The following is a 19024-nucleotide window of genomic DNA, read 5'->3' as shown; positions in this document are numbered from 1 at the left end:
CCCCGGACGAGGGCACGCCGATTTCCTTACGCGTGGCCCATGGAAACCCACAGCCTGTGGACAACCGGACGTCCCTCGAACCGATCGCGTTAACATGACGAGAAATCGTCCGGTACCCAGATGCGGACTGGAACGGGAAGGCCGCCGTCGCGTGAGTACAGTCCAACAGCCAGACAGCAAGGACCGCCCAGCGCGGCTCACCGTCGGCGTCGTCGGCGCCGGCCGGGTGGGGCCGACGCTCGCCGCGTCCCTCCAGCTCGCCGGGCACCGGCCGGTGGCCGTCTCCGGGGTCTCCGACGCCTCCCGGCGACGGGCCGCGCTGATGCTCCCGGACGTTCCGCTCGTCACCCCCGCGGATGTCCTGCAGCGCGCCGACCTGGTGCTGCTGACCGTCCCCGACGACACCCTGCCCGGCCTCGTCGAGGGCCTCGCCGAGACCGGTGCCGTGCGGCCGGGGCAGCTGCTCGTGCACACCTCCGGGCGCTACGGCGCGAAGGTCCTGGACCCCGCCCTGCGCGCGGGCGCCCTGCCGCTGGCCCTGCACCCGGCGATGACCTTCACGGGCACCCCGGTGGACGTCCAGCGGCTCGCGGGCTGCTCCTTCGGCGTCACCGCGCCCGAGGAACTGCGGCTGGCCGCCGAGGCCCTGGTCATCGAGATGGGCGGCGAGCCCGAGTGGATCGACGAGGAGAAGCGCCCGCTGTACCACGCGGCCCTCGCCCTCGGCGCCAACCACCTGGTCACGCTGGTCGCGCAGGCCATGGAGCTGCTGCGCTCGGCCGGCGTGGAGGCCCCCGACCGGATGCTCGGTCCGCTGCTCGGCGCAGCCTTGGACAACGCCCTGCGCTCCGGCGACGCGGCCCTCACCGGCCCCGTCGCGCGCGGGGACGCGGGAACGGTCGCCGCGCACGTCACCGAGTTGCGCAAGCACGCCCCGCAGACCGTCTCCGGCTATCTGGCGATGGCCCGGGCGACCGCCGACCGCGCGCTCGCCCACGGACTGCTGAAGCCGGAGCTCGCCGAGGACCTCCTCGGGGTACTCGCCACCGGGACCGACGGCGCCGAGGGAGACGCCCGATGACCACGACCCTGCTGCGCACCGCCGATGAACTGCACGCACGCACGCGCGTGGGCCGCCGGGCCGTCGTGATGACCATGGGAGCCCTGCACGAGGGCCACGCCACGCTCATCCGCACCGCGCGCGAGATCGCCGGACCGGACGGCGAGGTCGTCGTCACCGTCTTCGTGAACCCCCTCCAGTTCGGGGCGGGCGAGGACCTCGACCGCTACCCGCGCACCCTGGACGCCGACCTCAAGATCGCCGAGGACGCCGGCGCGGACGCCGTCTTCGCGCCCTCCGTCGACGAGGTCTACCCCGGCGGCGAGCCCCAGGTGCGCATCAGCGCGGGCCCGATGGGAGAGCGCCTGGAGGGCACCTCGCGCCCCGGCCACTTCGACGGGATGCTCACCGTCGTCGCCAAGCTGCTCCATCTCACCCGCCCCGACATCGCCCTGTACGGCCAGAAGGACGCCCAGCAGCTCGCCCTGATCCGCCGGATGGTGCGCGACCTGAACTTTGGCGTCGAGATCGTCGGCGTGCCCACCGTGCGCGAGGACGACGGCCTGGCCCTCTCCAGCCGCAACCGCTACCTCACGCCCAAGGAACGGCGCACGGCCCTCGCGCTCTCCCGCGCCCTGTTCGCGGGCCGCGACCGGCACGCGGCCCAGGAGGCACTGCGCGCCCGGGCGCGCGAAGTGCCCGCCACCCACGCGCGTGCCGAGGCCCTGAGCGCCCTCGGCGAGTCCCGCGCGGCCGCCGACGCGCACGCCGTCGCCAAGGCCCTGCCGGGTGCCCCCTCGGCCGTCCGCGCGGCCGCCCGGCTGATCCTGGACGACGCCGCGCGCCAGGACCCACCCCTGGCCCTGGACTACCTCGCGCTCGTCGACCCGGCCGACTTCAGCGAGATCGAGGACGACTTCACCGGCGAGGCCGTCCTCGCCGTCGCCGCCCGGGTGGGGACGACCCGGCTGATCGACAACATCCCCCTGACCTTCGGAGCCGCCTCGTGACCAGCACAGGCATACGACTGCACGCGCCCGCCCCCGGGTGGTCCATCGACGCGGACGTCGTGGTCGTCGGCTCCGGGGTCGCCGGCCTCACCGCGGCCCTGCGCTGCGAGGCAGAGGGCCTCAGGACCGTTGTCGTCACCAAGGCCCGCCTCGACGACGGCTCCACCCGCTGGGCGCAGGGCGGCATCGCCGCGGCCCTGGGCGAGGGCGACACCCCCCAGCAGCACCTGGACGACACCCTGGTCGCGGGCGTGGGCCTGTGCGACGAGGAGGCCGTACGGATCCTCGTCACCGAGGGCCCCGACGCCGTACGCCGCCTGATCGCGACCGGCGCGCACTTCGACGAGTCCGAGGCGGGCGACCTGGAGCTCACCCGCGAGGGCGGCCACCACCGGCGCCGGATCGCGCACGCGGGCGGTGACGCGACCGGCGCGGAGATCTCCCGGGCGCTCGTCGAGGCCGTACGCGCGCGGGGCCTGCGCACGATCGAGAACGCGCTCGTCCTCGACCTGCTCACCGACGCCGACGGCCGCACGGCGGGCGTCACCCTGCATGTCATGGGCGAGGGCCAGCACGACGGCGTGGGCGCCGTGCACGCCCCCGCGGTCGTCCTCGCGACCGGCGGCATGGGCCAGGTGTTCTCCGCCACCACCAACCCGTCCGTGTCGACCGGCGACGGCGTCGCGCTCGCCCTGCGCGCGGGCGCCGAGGTCAGTGACCTGGAGTTCGTGCAGTTCCACCCCACCGTGCTGTTCCTGGGCCCGGACGCGGAGGGACAGCAGCCGCTGGTCTCCGAGGCCGTGCGCGGCGAGGGCGCCCACCTGGTCGACGCCGACGGGGTGCGCTTCATGGTCGGGCAGCACGAACTGGCCGAGCTCGCGCCCCGCGACATCGTCGCCAAGGGCATCACGCGCCGCATGCAGGAGCAGGACGCCGAGCACATGTTCCTCGACGCCCGGCACTTCGGCGCCGAGATGTGGGAGCACCGCTTCCCGACGATCCTCGCCGCCTGCCGCGCCCACGGCATCGATCCGGTCACCGAGCCCATCCCGATCGCACCGGCCGCCCACTACGCCTCCGGCGGCGTGCGCACCGACTCCCGGGGCCGTACGACCGTCCCGGGCCTGTACGCGTGCGGCGAGGTCGCCTGCACCGGCGTGCACGGCGCGAACCGGCTCGCCTCCAACTCGCTGTTGGAGGGCCTGGTCTACGCCGAGCGCATCGTGGCCGACATCGCGGCGGTCCAAAAGGCGAACGGCCTCCACGCGCGCGTGCCGGTACCCGTCGAGCACCCCGAGACGCCCGCCCATCCCCTGCTCGCCCCCGAGGCCCGGTTCGCGATCCAGCGCGCCATGACGCGCGGTGCGGGCGTGCTGCGCTCGGCCGCGTCCCTGGCCGGCGCGGCGGACGCGCTGCACCAGTTGCACACCGACGCCCGCGACGCCCTCACCGAGAACGGCAAGACGGCCGAGCCCGGCGTCGACACCTGGGAGGCCACCAACCTCCTGTGCGTGGCTCGTGTCCTGGCCGCCGCGGCCCTCCTGCGCCAGGAGACGCGCGGCTGCCACTGGCGCGAGGACGAGCCCGACCGGGACGACACGGCGTGGCGCCGCCACATCGTCGTACGACTGAATCCCGACCGGACCCTCGCCGTACACACCACCGATACCGCAGACTTCCCCCCGACCCGGCAGCACCTTCAGGAGCAGTGACAGCAGTGAGCACCGACGACCTTCCCCTCGCCTCGTCCGGCGGCTGCGGCGACGGCTGCGCCTGTGGCGCGGACGCCGGCATCGGCGACGACGAATACCTGGAGTGCGGACTCGACCCCGCGCTCGCGCAGCTCCTGGCCGACGCCGGGCTCGACCCCGTGGAGGTCGAGGACATCGCCAATGTCGCCATCCAGGAGGACCTCGACCACGGTGTGGACGTGACGACCGTCGCGACCATCCCCGAGGACGCCGTCGCCACCGCCGACTTCGTCGCGCGCGAGGCGGGCGTCGTGGCCGGCCTCAGGGTCGCCGAGGCGGTCGTCTCGGTGGTCTGCGAGGACGAGTTCGAGGTCGAGCGGCACGTCGAGGACGGCGACCGGGTGGAGCCGGGGCAGAAGCTCCTGTCGGTCACCACGCGCACGCGTGACCTCCTCACCGCCGAGCGCAGCGCGCTCAACCTGCTGTGCCGGCTCTCCGGCATCGCCACCGCCACGCGCGCGTGGGCGGACGCGCTGGAGGGCACCAAGGCACGCGTGCGGGACACGCGGAAGACGACTCCCGGGCTCAGGTCGCTGGAGAAGTTCGCGGTGCGGTGCGGCGGCGGGGTCAACCACCGGATGTCGCTGTCCGACGCGGCGCTGGTCAAGGACAACCACGTGGTCGCCGCCGGTGGCGTCGCGCAGGCCTTCAAGGCCGTACGGGAGGCGTTCCCGGACGTGCCGATCGAGGTCGAGGTCGACACCCTGCACCAGCTGAGGGAGGTCCTGGACGCGGGCGCCGACCTGATCCTCCTGGACAACTTCACGCCCGGCGAGTGCGAGGAGGCGGTCGCGCTGGTGCACGGGCGGGCCGCGCTGGAGGCCTCCGGGCGGCTGACGCTGGACAACGCGCGCGCGTACGCCGACACCGGGGTCGACTACCTCGCCGTCGGGGCGCTCACCCACTCCGCGCCGATCCTGGACATCGGCCTCGATCTGCGCGAGGCGGAGTAGTCGCGATGCTCCTCACGATCGACGTAGGCAACACGCACACCGTCCTCGGGTTGTTCGACGGCGAGGACATCGTCGAGCACTGGCGGATCTCCACGGACGCCCGCCGGACGGCGGACGAGCTGGCGGTCCTGCTCCAGGGCCTGATGGGCATGCATCCGCTCCTCGGGGACGAACTGGGCGACGGCATCGACGGGATCGCGATCTGCGCGACCGTGCCGTCCGTGCTGCACGAGCTGCGTGAGGTGACACGGCGCTACTACGGCGACGTGCCGGCCGTGCTGGTCGAGCCCGGAGTGAAGACGGGGGTGCCGATCCTCACCGACAACCCCAAGGAGGTCGGCGCGGACCGGATCATCAACGCGGTGGCGGCCGTCGAGCTGTTCGGCGGCCCCGCGATCGTCGTGGACTTCGGTACCGCGACGACGTTCGACGCCGTCTCCGCGCGCGGGGAGTACGTCGGCGGGGTCATCGCGCCCGGAATCGAGATCTCCGTGGAGGCGCTCGGGGTGAAGGGGGCGCAGCTGCGGAAGATCGAGGTGGCCCGGCCGCGGAGCGTGATCGGGAAGAACACCGTCGAGGCGATGCAGGCCGGGATCGTGTACGGGTTCGCCGGGCAGGTCGACGGCGTGGTGAGCCGGATGGCCCGGGAGCTCGCGGAGGACCCGGACGACGTGACGGTGATCGCGACGGGTGGGCTGGCGCCGATGGTGCTGGGGGAGTCGTCGGTGATCGATGAGCACGAGCCCTGGCTGACGCTGGTGGGGCTGCGGCTGGTCTACGAGCGGAACGTGTCGCGGATGTGACCTGCCGGGCGGGGGCGCGGGGACCGGCATTGGTGTGGCCCCGTCGCGCCACACCCGTCCGTTATAGCGGGTTTGTCTGATTAGCGCGTACTGTCGCTGCATGCCCACGCCATACGGATCCCGCGGCGGCATGGCGTTCGGCGTGGAGGAGCTGCGTGTGCTCCGCCGCGCTCTCGCCCTCGCCCTTCACCCCGCCCCCGCCTCGGCCGAGGACATCAAGGACTGCCACCGCCTCGCCGAGTCCCTCGACGAGGCGGTGCGTGAGGGCGCCCGGCTGCGCGCCTTCTTGGTGGCCGACCTCGCCCGGTACCGAGCCGCACTGCCCGGCACCGCCGCCGGCTACCTCGCACTGCTGGAGGAGGCGCTCGGCGCCGGGTACCGGCCCGAGCCCGATGATCTCGCCGCGCTCCGGGCGCTGCGCGGCAACCCCGTCGCGGCGGCGCTGCTGAGCCGCTGCCAGGTGCTGGCCGAACGGGACGTGAGGACCCGCCTCGCGGGCGCCACGGGCGCCCGGCGCGCCCCGGTGGCCCCTGTGGTCCCGGCCTCCCGTACCCGCCTCCTGGCGCTGCCCGGTGGCCTTTCCGGGGGCTTTTCCGGCGACCGCTTCGGAAGTGCCCGCGGCGGTCCGGCGGAGCAGGACGCCAAGGAGCCGCAGCGCGAACCGCGGAAGGAGCCGGCCAGACCCCCGGCCAAGCCCGCGGAGAAACCCTCTCCCGCCGCCCCGAAGCCCTCCCGTCCCATTCCCACCCCGGGCGAGGTCTTCCCGCGCCGCAAGCCGACCCCGCCGCAGCAGCTGGCCGCGGGCTGAGGCGGAACAGGCCGCACCCCGCCCGAGTTGTCCGTCCGCGCGTGGCTACTCTGGACGCATGGACTATGTCTCCGCGCTCGTGCCCCCGGTCGTCATGGCCGTGTTCTTCATCGGTCTGATCCGAGTCATCGTGAAGACCCAGGGCGGCGCCAACAAGGCCAAGGAGGACGCGGCCGTCGACGCCGCCCTCGCGCGCGCGGAGGCGACCAAGCAGGCCGACTGACCGGCCGCACCCTCGTCGGCGTACGACTCCCCGAGCCACCGAGCTTTCGGAGTCGTACGCCCTTTTTGTTGCTGTTCGGCACTCAAAGGGCCCGTCTGTCACGCCGACAGCCGGATCTCCCACTATTGTGCTGAGCTGTGCCTCGCCCATTGGGAGAACTCGAAGACGCGGTGATGACGCGGGTGTGGAAGTGGAACCGCCCGGTCACCGTTCGAGAAGTCCTGGAAGACCTTCGGCAGGAACGGTCCATCGCGTACACAACCGTGATGACCGTTTTGGACAATCTCCATCAGAAGGGCTGGGTGCGCCGTGAGGCGGAAGGCCGGGCCTATCGATATGAGGCGGTCTCCACACGGGCCGCCTACGCCGCCGCACTGATGAACGACGCCTGGTCCCAGAGTGACAACCCCGCCGCCGCTCTCGTCGCCTTCTTCGGCATGATGAGCGAGGAACAGCGCCAGGCACTCCAGGACGCCGTACGGATCGTCGGGGGACCGACCGAGGAGAACCCCGACTCGGCATCGCGGGACGGCGGGCGATAGCGTCCGCTCATGTCCGCGAAGAGTCCCTCCGCCGAGAACCCCGAAGTCACCGCAAAAGCCATCACCGTCCGGCGGGCCCGCACCAGCGATGTCGCCGGCATCCGTCGGCTCCTTGACTCCTACGTCCATGACCGCATCCTGCTCGACAAAGCGACGGTGACGCTTTACGAGGACATCCAGGAGTTCTGGGTCGCCGAGCGCGACGACAACGCCGAGCTGGTCGGCTTCGGCGCCCTGCACGTCATGTGGGAAGACCTCGCGGAAGTGCGCACTCTCGCCGTGAAGCCCGGGCTGAAGGGTGCCGGGGTCGGGCATCAGTTGCTGGAGAAGTTGTTGCAGACGGCCCGCTGGCTCGGTGTTCGTCGCGTTTTCTGTCTCACCTTCGAAGTGGACTTCTTCGGCAAGCACGGCTTCGTCGAGATCGGTGAGACACCCGTTGACACCGATGTCTACGCCGAGCTACTGCGTTCCTATGACGAAGGCGTGGCGGAGTTCCTCGGTCTCGAACGGGTGAAACCGAACACCTTGGGCAACAGCCGGATGCTTCTGCATCTGTGATCGCCAAGGATTCCGGCGCTCGGTCCTGCCCAGGTTCCCTATGTCCGAAACGCGCATGTTTCCGGACGGAGCGGCCCCTGTCGGTCTCTCCCGGGGGTTTGTGTTTTCCAGGCAAAAGCGGTTTGCTTTCCGACGTACTGCAGTACTGCATATAACAGGGGACGGCGAAACGGCGGACGCCGCAGACCCCCGGCCCTCAAGTATTGGATGAAAGGAAATCCGGTGGCACAGAAGGTTCAGGTCCTTCTTGTCGATGACATCGACGGCGGCGAGGCGGACGAGACCGTCACGTTCGCGTTGGACGGCAAGACGTACGAGATCGATCTCACGACCGCCAATGCGGACAAGCTCCGTGGCCTTCTCGACCCTTACGTGAAGGGCGGTCGCCGCACCGGAGGCCGTGCTTCGGGCGGCCGCGGAAAGGCGCGGGCCGCTTCCGGTGGCAGCCAGGACACCGCTCAGATCCGTGCCTGGGCCAAGGAGAACGGTTACGAGGTCAATGACCGCGGCCGTGTTCCGGCGAGCATTCGTGAGGCTTACGAGAAGGCCAACGCCTGATCGAAAGGTCCACGAGGGCCAGGGCCTGCGAAGGCTTATGGCCGAGCGCGCCGCAGCCGCAGCCGGTGGCACTGCGTCGCCACCGTGTTCACGACGCGTACGAGATCGGGGGCACCCCCACGGCCCCCAAGCGCCGACACCGTCGGCAGCGAGGCCTCGACCTCGCACCCAGGCTCGGGGGGCCGCAGCCACACGGCGGCCCCCTGCAGGGCGCCCGGGCGGCCCGGGACGAGAGGCCGCCGGCCTCCGGCAGCCCGGCTCACCTCCCTCGGCGACGGTCGGGGCGTGCGTCCCCCCGGTTCCGGGAGCGACGCCAGGACAACGCCTTCGCCCTCTCCCGACTCCGGACGCGCAGAGCGCTCCGACGGCACCTCTCCGAGCCCGTCCACCCCGGGTTCCGGCGGACGCGGTGCCCGCATCACACCGCCCGTGCCGATCGCCCGCAGGTCGAGCGCCAGCGCGCCCCACTCCAACCAGTCCAGCAGGCCCGGCAGCTCCTCCGCGCTGCCCGCCGCCACCAGGAGCCGCATCCGGTCGCCCCGCAACGCCACCGGAGAGGCCCCGGTGAGGTGGCGCAGGGCCGCGCGACCTGCCTCGGCCGGGACGTCCAGGACGTCGAAGCGCAGACCCAGGCGCAGTCGTAGGGGAGATTCAGGGGTGCTCCCGGGCACCGTGGGCCATCCCAGTTCGTTCTCGTACCAGCGGCGGACCGGATCGTCGTCGTCGGCGGCCCGGTCGAGCGGCCGGCGCGGGGGCGGGACCGCGGTGAGATCCGCGGTGAGAGGGGGGTGGCTGGCGACCATGCCAAGTGCAACCGCCGGAAAGGCGCGAGAGTTACGCTGGGTGTACCGACGTGTGCGAAGAGTGGTGGAAGAGGGGGCGCGCGGAGGTGCGGGGTGGCACAAGGTTGTTCGCCCGTAGCGGAGGGACGGGGGGCGTACGGCATGGAGTGTCGGTTCGAGCGGGTAAGACATCCCTAGTGGGAGGGGGCGACACGCAGGAAAGGCCGTCTCACGTTCGCCATCGGCGTACTGGCGACTGGGGTAACTGCCTGGCCTGCGGGAACATCGTCTCGCACCATCGGGTTGGAGCAGATGTCGGCGTTCGGGGTCAGGAGGCCAAGGACGGTGTCGGCAGTTGGAATGAGCGGTCCCCGCTTGCGGGACTAAGCTGCGGAAGGACAGGGAGGGGAAGTTCCCCCCACTGCCTGACCGCTCTGAGGAGCGATTAACGATGTTCGAGAGGTTCACCGACCGCGCGCGGCGGGTTGTCGTCCTGGCTCAGGAAGAAGCCCGGATGCTCAACCACAACTACATCGGCACCGAGCACATCCTCCTGGGCCTGATCCACGAGGGTGAGGGTGTCGCCGCCAAGGCCCTTGAGAGCCTCGGGATTTCGCTCGAGGCGGTCCGCCAGCAGGTGGAGGAGATCATCGGGCAGGGGCAGCAGGCCCCGTCCGGGCACATCCCCTTCACCCCCCGTGCCAAGAAGGTCCTGGAGCTGTCGCTCCGCGAGGCCCTTCAGCTGGGCCACAACTACATCGGCACGGAGCACATCCTGCTCGGCCTGATCCGTGAGGGCGAGGGCGTCGCCGCCCAGGTCCTGGTCAAGCTGGGCGCAGATCTCAACCGGGTGCGGCAGCAGGTCATCCAGCTGCTCTCCGGTTACCAGGGCAAGGAGACCGCCACCGCCGGCGGGCCTGCCGAGGGCACCCCCTCGACGTCCCTGGTCCTCGACCAGTTCGGCCGGAACCTCACCCAGGCCGCTCGTGAGTCCAAGCTCGACCCGGTCATCGGGCGCGAGAAGGAGATCGAGCGGGTCATGCAGGTGCTGTCCCGCCGTACCAAGAACAACCCGGTGCTGATCGGTGAGCCCGGCGTCGGCAAGACCGCCGTCGTCGAGGGCCTCGCCCAGGCCATCGTCAAGGGCGAGGTGCCCGAGACCCTCAAGGACAAGCACCTCTACACCCTGGACCTCGGCGCGCTGGTCGCCGGCTCCCGCTACCGCGGTGACTTCGAGGAGCGCCTGAAGAAGGTCCTCAAGGAGATCCGCACCCGCGGCGACATCATCCTGTTCATCGACGAGCTGCACACGCTGGTCGGTGCGGGTGCCGCCGAGGGCGCCATCGACGCCGCTTCGATCCTGAAGCCGATGCTGGCCCGCGGTGAGCTGCAGACCATCGGTGCGACCACGCTGGACGAGTACCGCAAGCACCTGGAGAAGGACGCGGCCCTCGAGCGCCGCTTCCAGCCCATCCAGGTCGCGGAGCCGTCCCTGCCGCACACGATCGAGATCCTCAAGGGTCTGCGCGACCGGTACGAGGCCCACCACCGCGTCTCGATCACCGACGAGGCGCTGGTCCAGGCCGCCACCCTGGCCGACCGGTACATCTCGGACCGCTTCCTGCCGGACAAGGCGATCGACCTGATCGACGAGGCCGGTTCCCGGATGCGCATCCGCCGGATGACCGCGCCGCCGGACCTGCGCGAGTTCGACGAGAAGATCGCGGGCGTGCGCCGCGACAAGGAGTCCGCGATCGACTCGCAGGACTTCGAGAAGGCCGCCTCCCTCCGCGACAAGGAGAAGCAGCTCCTGGCCGCCAAGGCCAAGCGGGAGAAGGAATGGAAGGCCGGCGACATGGACGTCGTCGCCGAGGTCGACGGCGAGCTGATCGCCGAGGTCCTCGCGACCGCCACCGGCATCCCGGTCTTCAAGCTGACCGAGGAGGAGTCCTCGCGTCTGCTGCGCATGGAGGACGAGCTCCACAAGCGGGTCATCGGCCAGGTCGACGCCGTCAAGGCGCTGTCGAAGGCGATCCGTCGTACGCGTGCGGGCCTCAAGGACCCGAAGCGTCCCGGTGGTTCGTTCATCTTCGCCGGCCCGTCCGGTGTCGGTAAGACCGAGCTGTCCAAGGCGCTCGCCGAGTTCCTCTTCGGTGACGAGGACGCGCTGATCTCCCTCGACATGTCGGAGTTCAGCGAGAAGCACACGGTCTCGCGCCTCTTCGGTTCGCCCCCCGGATACGTGGGCTACGAAGAGGGCGGCCAGCTGACCGAGAAGGTCCGCCGCAAGCCGTTCTCCGTCGTCCTCTTCGACGAGGTGGAGAAGGCCCACCCGGACATCTTCAACTCGCTGCTGCAGATCCTGGAGGACGGTCGCCTGACCGACTCCCAGGGCCGGGTCGTGGACTTCAAGAACACGGTCATCATCATGACGACCAACCTCGGCACCCGGGACATCTCCAAGGGCTTCAACCTGGGCTTCGCGGCCTCGGGCGACAAGAAGACCAACTACGAGCGCATGAAGAACAAGGTCTCGGACGAGCTCAAGCAGCACTTCCGGCCCGAGTTCCTCAACCGCGTCGACGACGTGGTCGTCTTCCCGCAGCTGACCCAGGCCGACATCCTCCAGATCGTCGACCTGATGATCGGCAAGGTGGACGAGCGCCTCAGGGACCGGGACATGGGCATCGAGCTCTCCCAGTCCGCCAAGGAGCTGCTGTCCACGAAGGGTTACGACCAGGTGCTGGGTGCGCGACCGCTGCGTCGCACGATCCAGCGCGAGATCGAGGACACGCTGTCGGAGAAGATCCTCTTCGGTGAGCTGCGTCCCGGTCACATCGTGGTCGTCGACACGGAGGGCGAGGGCGAGACCCAGACCTTCACCTTCCGCGGCGAGGAGAAGGCGGCACTGCCCGACGTCCCGCCGATCGAGCAGGCGGCCGGCGGTGCCGGGCCGAACCTGAGCAAGGAGGCGTAAGCCTCAGGCCCGTAGGGCCGACGAGAGGGGCCGGTGCTCACAGAGCACCGGCCCCTCTCGCGTTCTGCCACGACCGGGCGGGTTCCACTGGCCGCCCCGGCCGAAGGCCGCGACGCTGCCCCGGTCTCGGTGCGGACCTTCAGGGGATCGCCGGTGCGGGGGTCGTGAAACTCCATCTGGATGTCGCCCGGTTCGAGGACGACGTCCTGTCCCGCATCCCGCCGCGCGCCGGGCCGCGGTCAGCGGTTCGATGCGTGACCCGTGAGGGGGCCGGTACCCGAAGGTGCCGGCCCCACGACGTGCGTGTACGCGGTCCGGTGGGAGTGGGTCAGGACAACTGGCCGCCGTAGTCAGGGAGTTTGAAGGTCTTCTCGGCGTGGCCGCCCGACAGGTCGGTGGCGCTGTTGCCGATGTTCGCGATGATCGTGTAGCCCTTGTTCTCGATGTCGACGCGCTGGGCGGTCTTGTAGGTGGCGACGTCCTTGAAGAGGTCGATGAAGTTGCGGACGTAGAGGCCGCTGACCTGGTAGCCGACCTGCTTGAGGTTGTAGTCGGTCGCCGAGGCGATGATGCCGGGGCGCGCGGTCACGAAGAACAGGGATACGCCGTGCTCCTGGGCGTACTTCGCGACGTCCAGGACGGGCTTGTTGGCCGGCGAGGGGTAGCTGAAGCCGAAGTCCGTCTCCAGCGTGGTGTTGTCGATGTCGAAGACGATCGCCTGCTTCTCGCCGGGCTTGGGGGCGGCGATGCGTGCCTTCAGGTAGGGGAGGGCCTGGCCCATCACGGCCTGGCAGTCGGTCTGCCAGGTGGCGTAGTCGACGTCCGCTGCGGCGGCCGTGGCGGTCGTGGAGGCGCTTGCGGTGGTCGTCGTCGCGGCCTCGGCGGGGACGGCCAGGGCGACAAGTGCGGCTGCGAAGACGGTGCTTACGGCTGTGCGGCGCGCCCAGGGGCGTCTGTCTGTCATGGGGGGTCCTCTCACGTCCGGAAACGCTGCAGTTGTCTCGTGCATGTTTGTTGGTGAGGGTGGCGCGAGGGGAACCGTAGGGTTACTGGTTGGTAGGAGGCCAGAGACGTGCATCACATGTCACGGCTTTTACATCCGGGCCGCCGGTGACTTGCCGCACAGGTGATTTGTCCATTACTAGGCGGAATAGTGGAAGACTTCGAGGAGGGTAAAGGGTGAAATAGGGGTGGGAAAGGGGCGAGAAAGGGACTGCCCGGATGGTCTCTTGAGCCCGATTACTACATTCCGTCGTAGATGCGCCATTTGGGGGTATTCGGCCTCCGGGGTTACCAAGGGATGCCCCATCCGGTCGCCGTCGTGCGCCGGGTGGTTTCCTGTCCCCGGCTTCATGAGGTTCCGAATGTTCCAGCGCGTCTCCCACCGCTCTTCCCGTACGTCCCTGCTCCGCACCCGTGTGGCCGTCGTGGCCGCGTCCGTCGGGGCGTCGGCTGTACTGGGGGCCGGAGTCGCCTCGGCCGCGTCCACCTCGGCCTCCTGGGTCGACCCGGTGAAGAAGTACACGCTCAGCGCGAGCTTCGCGCAGGCCGGGGGCATGTGGCAGTCCACCCACAGCGGGCAGGACTTCGCGGTGCCGAGCGGCACGACCGTCTTCGCCGCGCACGGCGGGACCGTCGTCAAGGCGGGTCCGGGCGGTGCCGGTGACGGTCCTGCCTACGGCAACGCCATCGTGATCAAGAACGGCAAGCGGACGTACTCGCAGTACGCCCACCTCTCCCGCATCAAGGTCAAGGTCGGCCAGGTCGTCAAGACCGGTCAGCGCATAGCCCTGTCCGGCAACACCGGCAACTCCAGCGGCCCGCACCTGCACTTCGAGATCCGCACCACCGCGAACTACGGCTCGGCCATCGACCCGGTCGCCTTCCTGCGCGCCAAGGGCGTCAAGGTCTGAGCCGGAGGTGCCCGAGGGTCGGGGTGGCGCGCGTGGCGCGTCCCGTCGAGTCTGGTGAGCGGGGGCGACGTGTACGGCTGGGCGGCGCCTCCGTCCGGGCGGGGCGGGCCGTGGTTCGGGCCGCGGGGAGCGGCTGTGCGGCCGACGGGCGCTGTCTCCGGGTGAGTCGGGCGTGCGAGCCGTTCCGGCTGCCTCGGCGGTGGGGCGGGGCGTGAGTGGTTCGTGTCGTCTCAGGGTCGAACCGCGGGCGTCGGCACTCGCGTTGTTCGCGGGCTGGAGCGGGTGCTGAGTCGTTCGTGTTGGGTTCCGGGCTGGGATCGCGGGCGTGGGCTCCCTATGTTGCCTTCGGAGCGAACGGCGGGCGCCAGCACTCGTGTTGGCCTTGGGGTGGGTCGGGGCGTGAGTGGTCCGTGTCGTCTCAGGGTCGAACCGTGGGCGCCGGCTCCCGGCGTTGTTCGTGGGCTGGGACGGGGGGAGTCGTTCGTGTTGGCTTCAGGCCGGTTCGCGGGCGGGAGCTCCTTGTGCTGCCTGGTGGCGAACGGCGGGCGCCGGCCGTCGTGTTGGCCTTGGGGTGGGTCGGGGCGTGAGCGGCTCGTGTCGCCTCACGGCCGAGCCGCGGCAGTGCCGGTCTCGCGGGTGGGCTGCCCCTGGCCCGACCGCAGGCGCCGGCTCCTCGCGCAGCCCCGCCCGGGCCGAAGGAGGCCCGCACTCGGCGTCGCCGGGCCGGCGACGCCCGCACCCGGAGACATCCGCTCCCGAAGACATCCGCTCCCGGAGGCTCCGAACCCGGCGCCGCCCGTATCGCAGACGCCCGACCCCGGCGCCCGCCGCGCCGCAGACGTCGGCCCCCGCTCCACCCGGACCCGGCCCTAACCGTTCCTGCCACCCCGGTGGGCCCGGGTGACCAGATCTGTCGCTACCTCCAGGACCGCCTTGCGCTTGGACTCCGGGTCCCCGGCGATGTCCTGGAGGAAGAACATCCCGGCGTGCAGGGTGAAGATCGCGCTGACGCAGCGGACCTGGTCGGTCAGGTCGGCCTCGGGGTCGACGATGATCTCGCGCAGCCCCTGCATGCGCTCCTTGAAGGTCTCGCCGACGCGCAGTTCACGGACCGTCGCCTGGTTCTCCTGCATGAAGCGGAACAGCGGCGTCGCGCCGGCCAGCGTCTCGCTGTAGCGCCGTACGATCTCCTGCTTCGTCTCCAGGGTGTGCGGCTGCTTCCGGCCCCACTCGATCAGGTCGAGGATCGGCTGCGTCAGGTCGTCGAAGATGCTGACGAGGATCTCTTCCTTGGTCTTGAAGTGGTAGTACAGCGCCGCCTTGGTGACGTCCAGGTGCTCGGCGATCTCCCGCAGGGACGTCTTCTCGTACCCCTGCTCCGCGAAGAGTTCGAGCGCGACGTCCTGGATGCGCTGGCGCGTGTTGCCGCGGCGCTGCTGCTTCGTGACGTCCATGGTGCCGCCCATCCTCGTGCTCCTCGGCTTTCCATAAAACTTACTTGACGCCCGGCTAGTTACGCGTCTACCTTCCCCAGTGTAGACAACTAGCCGGGCGGCAAGTAAGTACCCCGGCGGGGGCAGTACCGCAGGACCTCAGGGGAGTGGGAAGAACGATGGCGGACACGCAGACGGTCGAGACGGAACCGGACAAGAAACAGCGGAGCGTACGGGTCGTCCTGCTCGCGCTGATGATCACCATGATGCTCGCGATGCTCGACAACATGATCGTGGGCACCGCGATGCCGACGATCGTCGGCGAGCTCGGCGGACTCGAGCACCTTTCGTGGGTCGTGACGGCCTACACGCTGGCCACCGCGGCAGCCACCCCGCTCTGGGGCAAGCTCGGTGACATGTACGGCCGCAAGGGCGTCTTCATGAGCTCGATCGTGCTCTTCCTGGTCGGCTCCGCGCTCAGCGGTATGGCCCAGGACATGGGGCAGCTCATCGGCTTCCGGGCCGTCCAGGGCCTCGGCGCCGGCGGTCTGATGGTCGGCGTCATGGCGATCATCGGTGACCTGATCCCGCCGCGGGAGCGCGGCAAGTACCAGGGCATGATGGCCGGCGTCATGGCGCTGGCGATGATCGGCGGCCCGCTGGTCGGCGGCACCATCACCGACAACTGGGGCTGGCGCTGGTCCTTCTACATCAACCTGCCGCTCGGTGTCGTGTCGCTCGGCCTGATCAGCGCGGTGCTGCACCTGCCGAAGAAGCGCGCACAGGCCCGTATCGACTACCTGGGCGCCGCCCTGCTGACCGTCGGCATCACCTCCATCGTGCTGGTGACCACCTGGGGCGGCACGGAGTACGCCTGGACCTCCGCGCGGATCATGGAGCTGATCGGCATCGGTGTCGCCGCGCTCGTCGGGTTCGTGTTCTGGCAGACCAAGGCCGCCGAGCCGGTCGTACCGCTGCACATCTTCCGCAGCCGCAACTTCACGCTGATGTCGATCATCGGCTTCATCACCGGCTTCGTGATGTTCGGCGCCACCCTCTTCCTGCCGCTGTACCAGCAGTCCGTGCAGGGCGCCTCCGCGACCAACTCCGGGCTCCTGCTGCTGCCGATGCTGGGCGCGATGCTGGTGACCTCGATGGTCGCGGGCCGGATCACCACCAACAGCGGGCGGTACTACGTCTTCCCGGTCGTCGGCAGCGTCCTGATGGTGATCGGCCTGTACCTGCTGTCGACGATGGACACGGGGACCTCGCGGCTCACCTCCGGTGTCTTCATGGCCGTCGTCGGGTTCGGCATGGGCTGCCTGATGCAGATCACCATGCTGGTCGCGCAGAACAGCGTGGAGATGAAGGACATGGGCGTCGCGTCCTCGTCCACCACCCTCTTCCGCACGCTCGGCTCCTCCTTCGGTGTGGCCATCATGGGCGCGCTGTTCAACCACCGGGTCCAGGACGTCATGGCCGAGCGCGGCGGCGCGCTGGGGGCCAAGGTGACCGAGCAGTCCGCGTCGCTGGACTGGAAGAGCCTGCAGAAGCTGCCGGTCTCGGTGCGCGAGGCGTACCAGTACGCGGTTTCCGCGGGCACGCACTCGGCGTTCCTGCTCGGCTCGATCGTCGCCGTGGTCGCGCTGGTGGCGGCGGTGTTCGTCAAGGAGGTGCCGCTGAAGGGAGCGGGCCCCCAGAAGTCGGCGGACGACGCGGCGCCGGCCCCGCTGGTCGAGGTCTGAGCCGCCTCTGCTGAACCGAAAGAACCGAAGGCCCCCGGACGGTGTCCGCCCCGGGGGCCTTCTCCGTGTCCGCCCGCGGGGTCGATGTCAGTGCCGCGTGCCACCATCGGGCTCATGGACAAAGTGCGGCAGATCCGGCTCGCCAAGGACGCCATGGACCGGGACTGGGCCGACCCGGAGCTGGACCTCGGCGCCGTCGCCGCGCATGCCGGGTACTCGCGGTATCACTTCCTGCGCGCCTTCAAGGAGGCGTACGGCGAGACACCTGGGCAGTACCTCACGCACCGCCGGATCGAGCGGGCCGAGGAGATGCTGCGCGGGGCCGATCTGAGCGTCACCGAGATCTGCCACCTGGTCGGCTTCAGCAGCCTCGGCACCTTCTCCGCCCGCTTCAAGGCGCGGACCGGACTCACCCCGAGCGAGTACCGCACCCGGCACGTGGGCCGCGGCGCCGCCCTGATCCCCGGGTGCTACGCCATGCTCTGGGCCGGCGGATTCCCCACCGCGAGAAGCCGGAAGAGAACCGCAACTTCGAAGAAGCGACCCGGCCCCGCCGCTGCCTACGGTGACGGGGAGGAACCCCCGGACGACAGGAGAGCGGAGCCATGATCAAGGGACTGGGCATCGCCACCGTATGGACCTTCGACCAGCGACGCACCAAGGCCTTCTTCACGGAGAAGCTGGACTTCGAGGTGCGCAGCGAGGTCTCGATGGGCGAGATGACATGGGTCACCGTCGGCGCCAAGGAGCAGGCGGGCGTCGAGCTGGCCCTGATGAGCCTGGACGGCCCGGGCCTGGACCCCGAGTCCGCCGAGGCGCTGAAGAAACTCGTCGGCAAGGGCGTGATGGGCGCGGGCGCGTTCCGGACCGACGACTGCCGCGGTGACTACGAGACGTTCCGGGCGCGCGGGGTGGAGTTCATCCAGGAGCCGCAGGAGCGGCCGTACGGCATCGAGGCGATCTTCCGCGACGACAACGGCAACTGGTACTCGCTGACCCAGCGCAGCGAGGAGCTGGACTTCTCCAAGGACTGGGCGTGACAAAGGACGTGGCCGAGGCGGACCACACCGCCGTACGGGTCGCCCTCTGGCGGGCCCTGCACGTCCGCGCGGATGCGCCGCCGCATGTGCTGGAGGACGAGATCGGGCTGCGGCTCGCGGACCCGGGCGACGGATGGCGCGACCGCCCCGACATGCACGTGGACGCCACACGCCGCACCCGGGCGTCGATCGTGGCCCGGGCGCGGTTCGTCGAGGACCTGGTGCTGGAGCGGGGTGTGCACCAGTACGTCGTCCTCGGCGCCGGTCTCGACACCTTCGCCCAGCGCAGACCGGAGGTCGCCGCGGCGAGCGGGCTGCGGGTCTTCGAGGTCGACCGCCCGGGACCGCAGGCGTGGAAGCGGCGGCGGCTCGAAGCCCTCGGGTTCGGGGTCCCGGAGTGGCTGCGGCTCGTGCCGGTCGACTTCGAGGGGGACTGGTGGGGGCGGCTGGCCGAGGCGGGCTTCGATGCCGGGCGCCCCGCGGTGGTGGCCTCCACGGGCGTCACCATGTACCTCACCCGGGAGGCGAACGCGGCCACGTTCCGCCTGGTCGCCGGGCTCGCCCCGGGGTCCACGTTCGTGACGACGTTCCTACGGCCGCCGGAGGACGTGGAACCGGAACAGCGCCCGCAGCTGGAGGTGGCCGTAGCGGGAGCACGGGCGGCGGGCACACCGTTCCTGAGCTTCTTCCGGCCCGCCGAGATCCTGACCCTGGCCCGCGAGTCCGGCTTCCGCGAGGCCCGGCATGTGCCGGTGGAGGAACTGGACCGGCGGTACTTCGGGGAGCGGACGGACGGCGTACGACCGTCCCGGGGCGAGGAGCTGATGGTGGCGACCACCTGACGGAGGCGCACCTGATCCGTCCGCGG

The 19024-nt window shown here is 70.4% G+C and carries 19 protein-coding genes; 16 read left to right on the top strand and 3 right to left on the bottom strand.

The window, feature by feature from the left end:
* The first annotated feature begins 151 nt into the window (after window positions 1-151).
* The 10 genes from ABZT02_RS37115 (at window position 152) to ABZT02_RS37070 (ending at window position 8266) form a co-directional block, all read left to right on the top strand.
* Entirely contained in the window at window positions 152-1081 is a 930-nt protein-coding gene (locus tag ABZT02_RS37115; protein ID WP_356025745.1) for a DUF2520 domain-containing protein, read from the top strand.
* Complete coding sequence (gene panC / locus ABZT02_RS37110) at window positions 1078-2070, top strand: pantoate--beta-alanine ligase (RefSeq protein ID WP_356025743.1); 993 nt, start codon at window positions 1078-1080, stop codon at window positions 2068-2070. Before ABZT02_RS37115 ends, panC begins: the two co-directional genes overlap by 4 nt.
* A complete protein-coding gene (locus ABZT02_RS37105) occupies window positions 2067-3782 on the top strand; it encodes an L-aspartate oxidase (RefSeq protein WP_356025740.1) in 1716 nt (571 codons plus the stop codon). The genes panC and ABZT02_RS37105 overlap by 4 nt, the downstream gene beginning before the upstream one ends.
* A 5-nt stretch (window positions 3783-3787) precedes the next feature.
* A complete protein-coding gene (gene nadC, locus ABZT02_RS37100; RefSeq protein ID WP_356025738.1) occupies window positions 3788-4774 on the top strand; it encodes a carboxylating nicotinate-nucleotide diphosphorylase in 987 nt (328 codons plus the stop codon).
* Between the two features lie 5 nt (window positions 4775-4779).
* Entirely contained in the window at window positions 4780-5577 is a 798-nt protein-coding gene (locus ABZT02_RS37095) for a type III pantothenate kinase (RefSeq protein ID WP_356025736.1), read from the top strand.
* A 130-nt stretch (window positions 5578-5707) separates the two neighbouring features.
* Complete coding sequence (locus tag ABZT02_RS37090) at window positions 5708-6385, top strand: hypothetical protein (RefSeq protein WP_356025898.1); 678 nt, start codon at window positions 5708-5710, stop codon at window positions 6383-6385.
* A gap of 58 nt (window positions 6386-6443) precedes the next feature.
* On the top strand, window positions 6444-6608 hold the full coding sequence (locus tag ABZT02_RS37085) for a hypothetical protein (protein ID WP_020122549.1): 165 nt from the start codon (window positions 6444-6446) through the stop codon (window positions 6606-6608).
* A 137-nt stretch (window positions 6609-6745) separates the two neighbouring features.
* Window positions 6746-7150, top strand: coding sequence for a BlaI/MecI/CopY family transcriptional regulator (locus tag ABZT02_RS37080; RefSeq protein ID WP_356025733.1), 405 nt, complete (start codon window positions 6746-6748; stop codon window positions 7148-7150).
* A 9-nt stretch (window positions 7151-7159) separates the two neighbouring features.
* Entirely contained in the window at window positions 7160-7708 is a 549-nt protein-coding gene (locus tag ABZT02_RS37075) for an amino-acid N-acetyltransferase (RefSeq protein ID WP_057612446.1), read from the top strand.
* 222 nt (window positions 7709-7930) lie between these two features.
* Window positions 7931-8266 carry an Lsr2 family protein gene (locus tag ABZT02_RS37070; protein ID WP_037717519.1) on the top strand — a complete coding sequence of 112 codons (336 nt, stop codon included), beginning with the start codon at window positions 7931-7933 and terminating at the stop codon, window positions 8264-8266.
* Between the two features lie 35 nt (window positions 8267-8301).
* On the opposite strand, the gene ABZT02_RS37065 is transcribed toward ABZT02_RS37070, so the two are convergent.
* Window positions 8302-9069, bottom strand: a complete 768-nt coding sequence (locus tag ABZT02_RS37065; protein WP_356025730.1) for an SCO3374 family protein — start codon at window positions 9067-9069, stop codon at window positions 8302-8304.
* 430 nt (window positions 9070-9499) lie between these two features.
* On the opposite strand from ABZT02_RS37065, the gene ABZT02_RS37060 reads away from it, so the two are divergent.
* Entirely contained in the window at window positions 9500-12025 is a 2526-nt protein-coding gene (locus ABZT02_RS37060; RefSeq protein WP_356025728.1) for an ATP-dependent Clp protease ATP-binding subunit, read from the top strand.
* A gap of 328 nt (window positions 12026-12353) precedes the next feature.
* On the opposite strand, the gene ABZT02_RS37055 is transcribed toward ABZT02_RS37060, so the two are convergent.
* Window positions 12354-12989: an HAD family acid phosphatase gene (locus ABZT02_RS37055; protein ID WP_356025725.1), complete on the bottom strand. Its 636-nt coding sequence runs from the start codon at window positions 12987-12989 to the stop codon at window positions 12354-12356.
* 400 nt (window positions 12990-13389) lie between these two features.
* Between ABZT02_RS37055 and ABZT02_RS37050 the strand changes: the two genes are divergently transcribed.
* On the top strand, window positions 13390-13938 hold the full coding sequence (locus ABZT02_RS37050; protein WP_356025895.1) for a M23 family metallopeptidase: 549 nt from the start codon (window positions 13390-13392) through the stop codon (window positions 13936-13938).
* An 869-nt stretch (window positions 13939-14807) separates the two neighbouring features.
* On the opposite strand, the gene ABZT02_RS37045 is transcribed toward ABZT02_RS37050, so the two are convergent.
* Window positions 14808-15404 (bottom strand): TetR/AcrR family transcriptional regulator, encoded by a 597-nt coding sequence (locus ABZT02_RS37045; protein WP_356025723.1) that lies wholly within the window; start codon window positions 15402-15404, stop codon window positions 14808-14810.
* Between the two features lie 146 nt (window positions 15405-15550).
* On the opposite strand from ABZT02_RS37045, the gene ABZT02_RS37040 reads away from it, so the two are divergent.
* The 4 genes from ABZT02_RS37040 (at window position 15551) to ABZT02_RS37025 (ending at window position 18998) form a co-directional block, all read left to right on the top strand.
* Window positions 15551-17116: an MDR family MFS transporter gene (locus ABZT02_RS37040; RefSeq protein WP_356025721.1), complete on the top strand. Its 1566-nt coding sequence runs from the start codon at window positions 15551-15553 to the stop codon at window positions 17114-17116.
* Between the two features lie 114 nt (window positions 17117-17230).
* Window positions 17231-17725: a helix-turn-helix transcriptional regulator gene (locus tag ABZT02_RS37035; RefSeq protein WP_356025719.1), complete on the top strand. Its 495-nt coding sequence runs from the start codon at window positions 17231-17233 to the stop codon at window positions 17723-17725.
* Window positions 17722-18156, top strand: a complete 435-nt coding sequence (locus tag ABZT02_RS37030; RefSeq protein WP_356025716.1) for a VOC family protein — start codon at window positions 17722-17724, stop codon at window positions 18154-18156. Before ABZT02_RS37035 ends, ABZT02_RS37030 begins: the two co-directional genes overlap by 4 nt.
* Window positions 18147-18998 carry a class I SAM-dependent methyltransferase gene (locus tag ABZT02_RS37025; protein WP_356025892.1) on the top strand — a complete coding sequence of 284 codons (852 nt, stop codon included), beginning with the start codon at window positions 18147-18149 and terminating at the stop codon, window positions 18996-18998. Before ABZT02_RS37030 ends, ABZT02_RS37025 begins: the two co-directional genes overlap by 10 nt.
* The last annotated feature ends 26 nt before the right edge of the window (window positions 18999-19024 follow it).

Source organism: Streptomyces sp. NPDC005402, assembly GCF_040606575.1.
In the GTDB taxonomy this organism is placed as follows: Bacteria; Actinomycetota; Actinomycetes; order Streptomycetales; family Streptomycetaceae; genus Streptomyces.
This window is presented reverse-complemented; position numbering and strand designations above follow the sequence as displayed.

Excerpts from the sequence above, each read along its gene's own strand:
- panC (WP_356025743.1), top strand. The coding sequence starts at position 1,078 with ATGACCACGACCCTGCTGCGCACCGCCGATGAACTGCACGCACGCACG.
- ABZT02_RS37095 (WP_356025736.1), top strand. The coding sequence starts at position 4,780 with ATGCTCCTCACGATCGACGTAGGCAACACGCACACCGTCCTCGGGTTG.
- ABZT02_RS37090 (WP_356025898.1), top strand. The coding sequence starts at position 5,708 with ATGGCGTTCGGCGTGGAGGAGCTGCGTGTGCTCCGCCGCGCTCTCGCC.
- ABZT02_RS37085 (WP_020122549.1), top strand. The coding sequence starts at position 6,444 with ATGGACTATGTCTCCGCGCTCGTGCCCCCGGTCGTCATGGCCGTGTTC.
- ABZT02_RS37075 (WP_057612446.1), top strand. The coding sequence starts at position 7,160 with ATGTCCGCGAAGAGTCCCTCCGCCGAGAACCCCGAAGTCACCGCAAAA.
- ABZT02_RS37065 (WP_356025730.1), bottom strand. The coding sequence starts at position 9,069 with ATGGTCGCCAGCCACCCCCCTCTCACCGCGGATCTCACCGCGGTCCCG.
- ABZT02_RS37060 (WP_356025728.1), top strand. The coding sequence starts at position 9,500 with ATGTTCGAGAGGTTCACCGACCGCGCGCGGCGGGTTGTCGTCCTGGCT.
- ABZT02_RS37055 (WP_356025725.1), bottom strand. The coding sequence starts at position 12,989 with ATGACAGACAGACGCCCCTGGGCGCGCCGCACAGCCGTAAGCACCGTC.
- ABZT02_RS37050 (WP_356025895.1), top strand. The coding sequence starts at position 13,390 with ATGTTCCAGCGCGTCTCCCACCGCTCTTCCCGTACGTCCCTGCTCCGC.
- ABZT02_RS37045 (WP_356025723.1), bottom strand. The coding sequence starts at position 15,404 with ATGGGCGGCACCATGGACGTCACGAAGCAGCAGCGCCGCGGCAACACG.
- ABZT02_RS37040 (WP_356025721.1), top strand. The coding sequence starts at position 15,551 with ATGGCGGACACGCAGACGGTCGAGACGGAACCGGACAAGAAACAGCGG.
- ABZT02_RS37035 (WP_356025719.1), top strand. The coding sequence starts at position 17,231 with ATGGACAAAGTGCGGCAGATCCGGCTCGCCAAGGACGCCATGGACCGG.
- ABZT02_RS37030 (WP_356025716.1), top strand. The coding sequence starts at position 17,722 with ATGATCAAGGGACTGGGCATCGCCACCGTATGGACCTTCGACCAGCGA.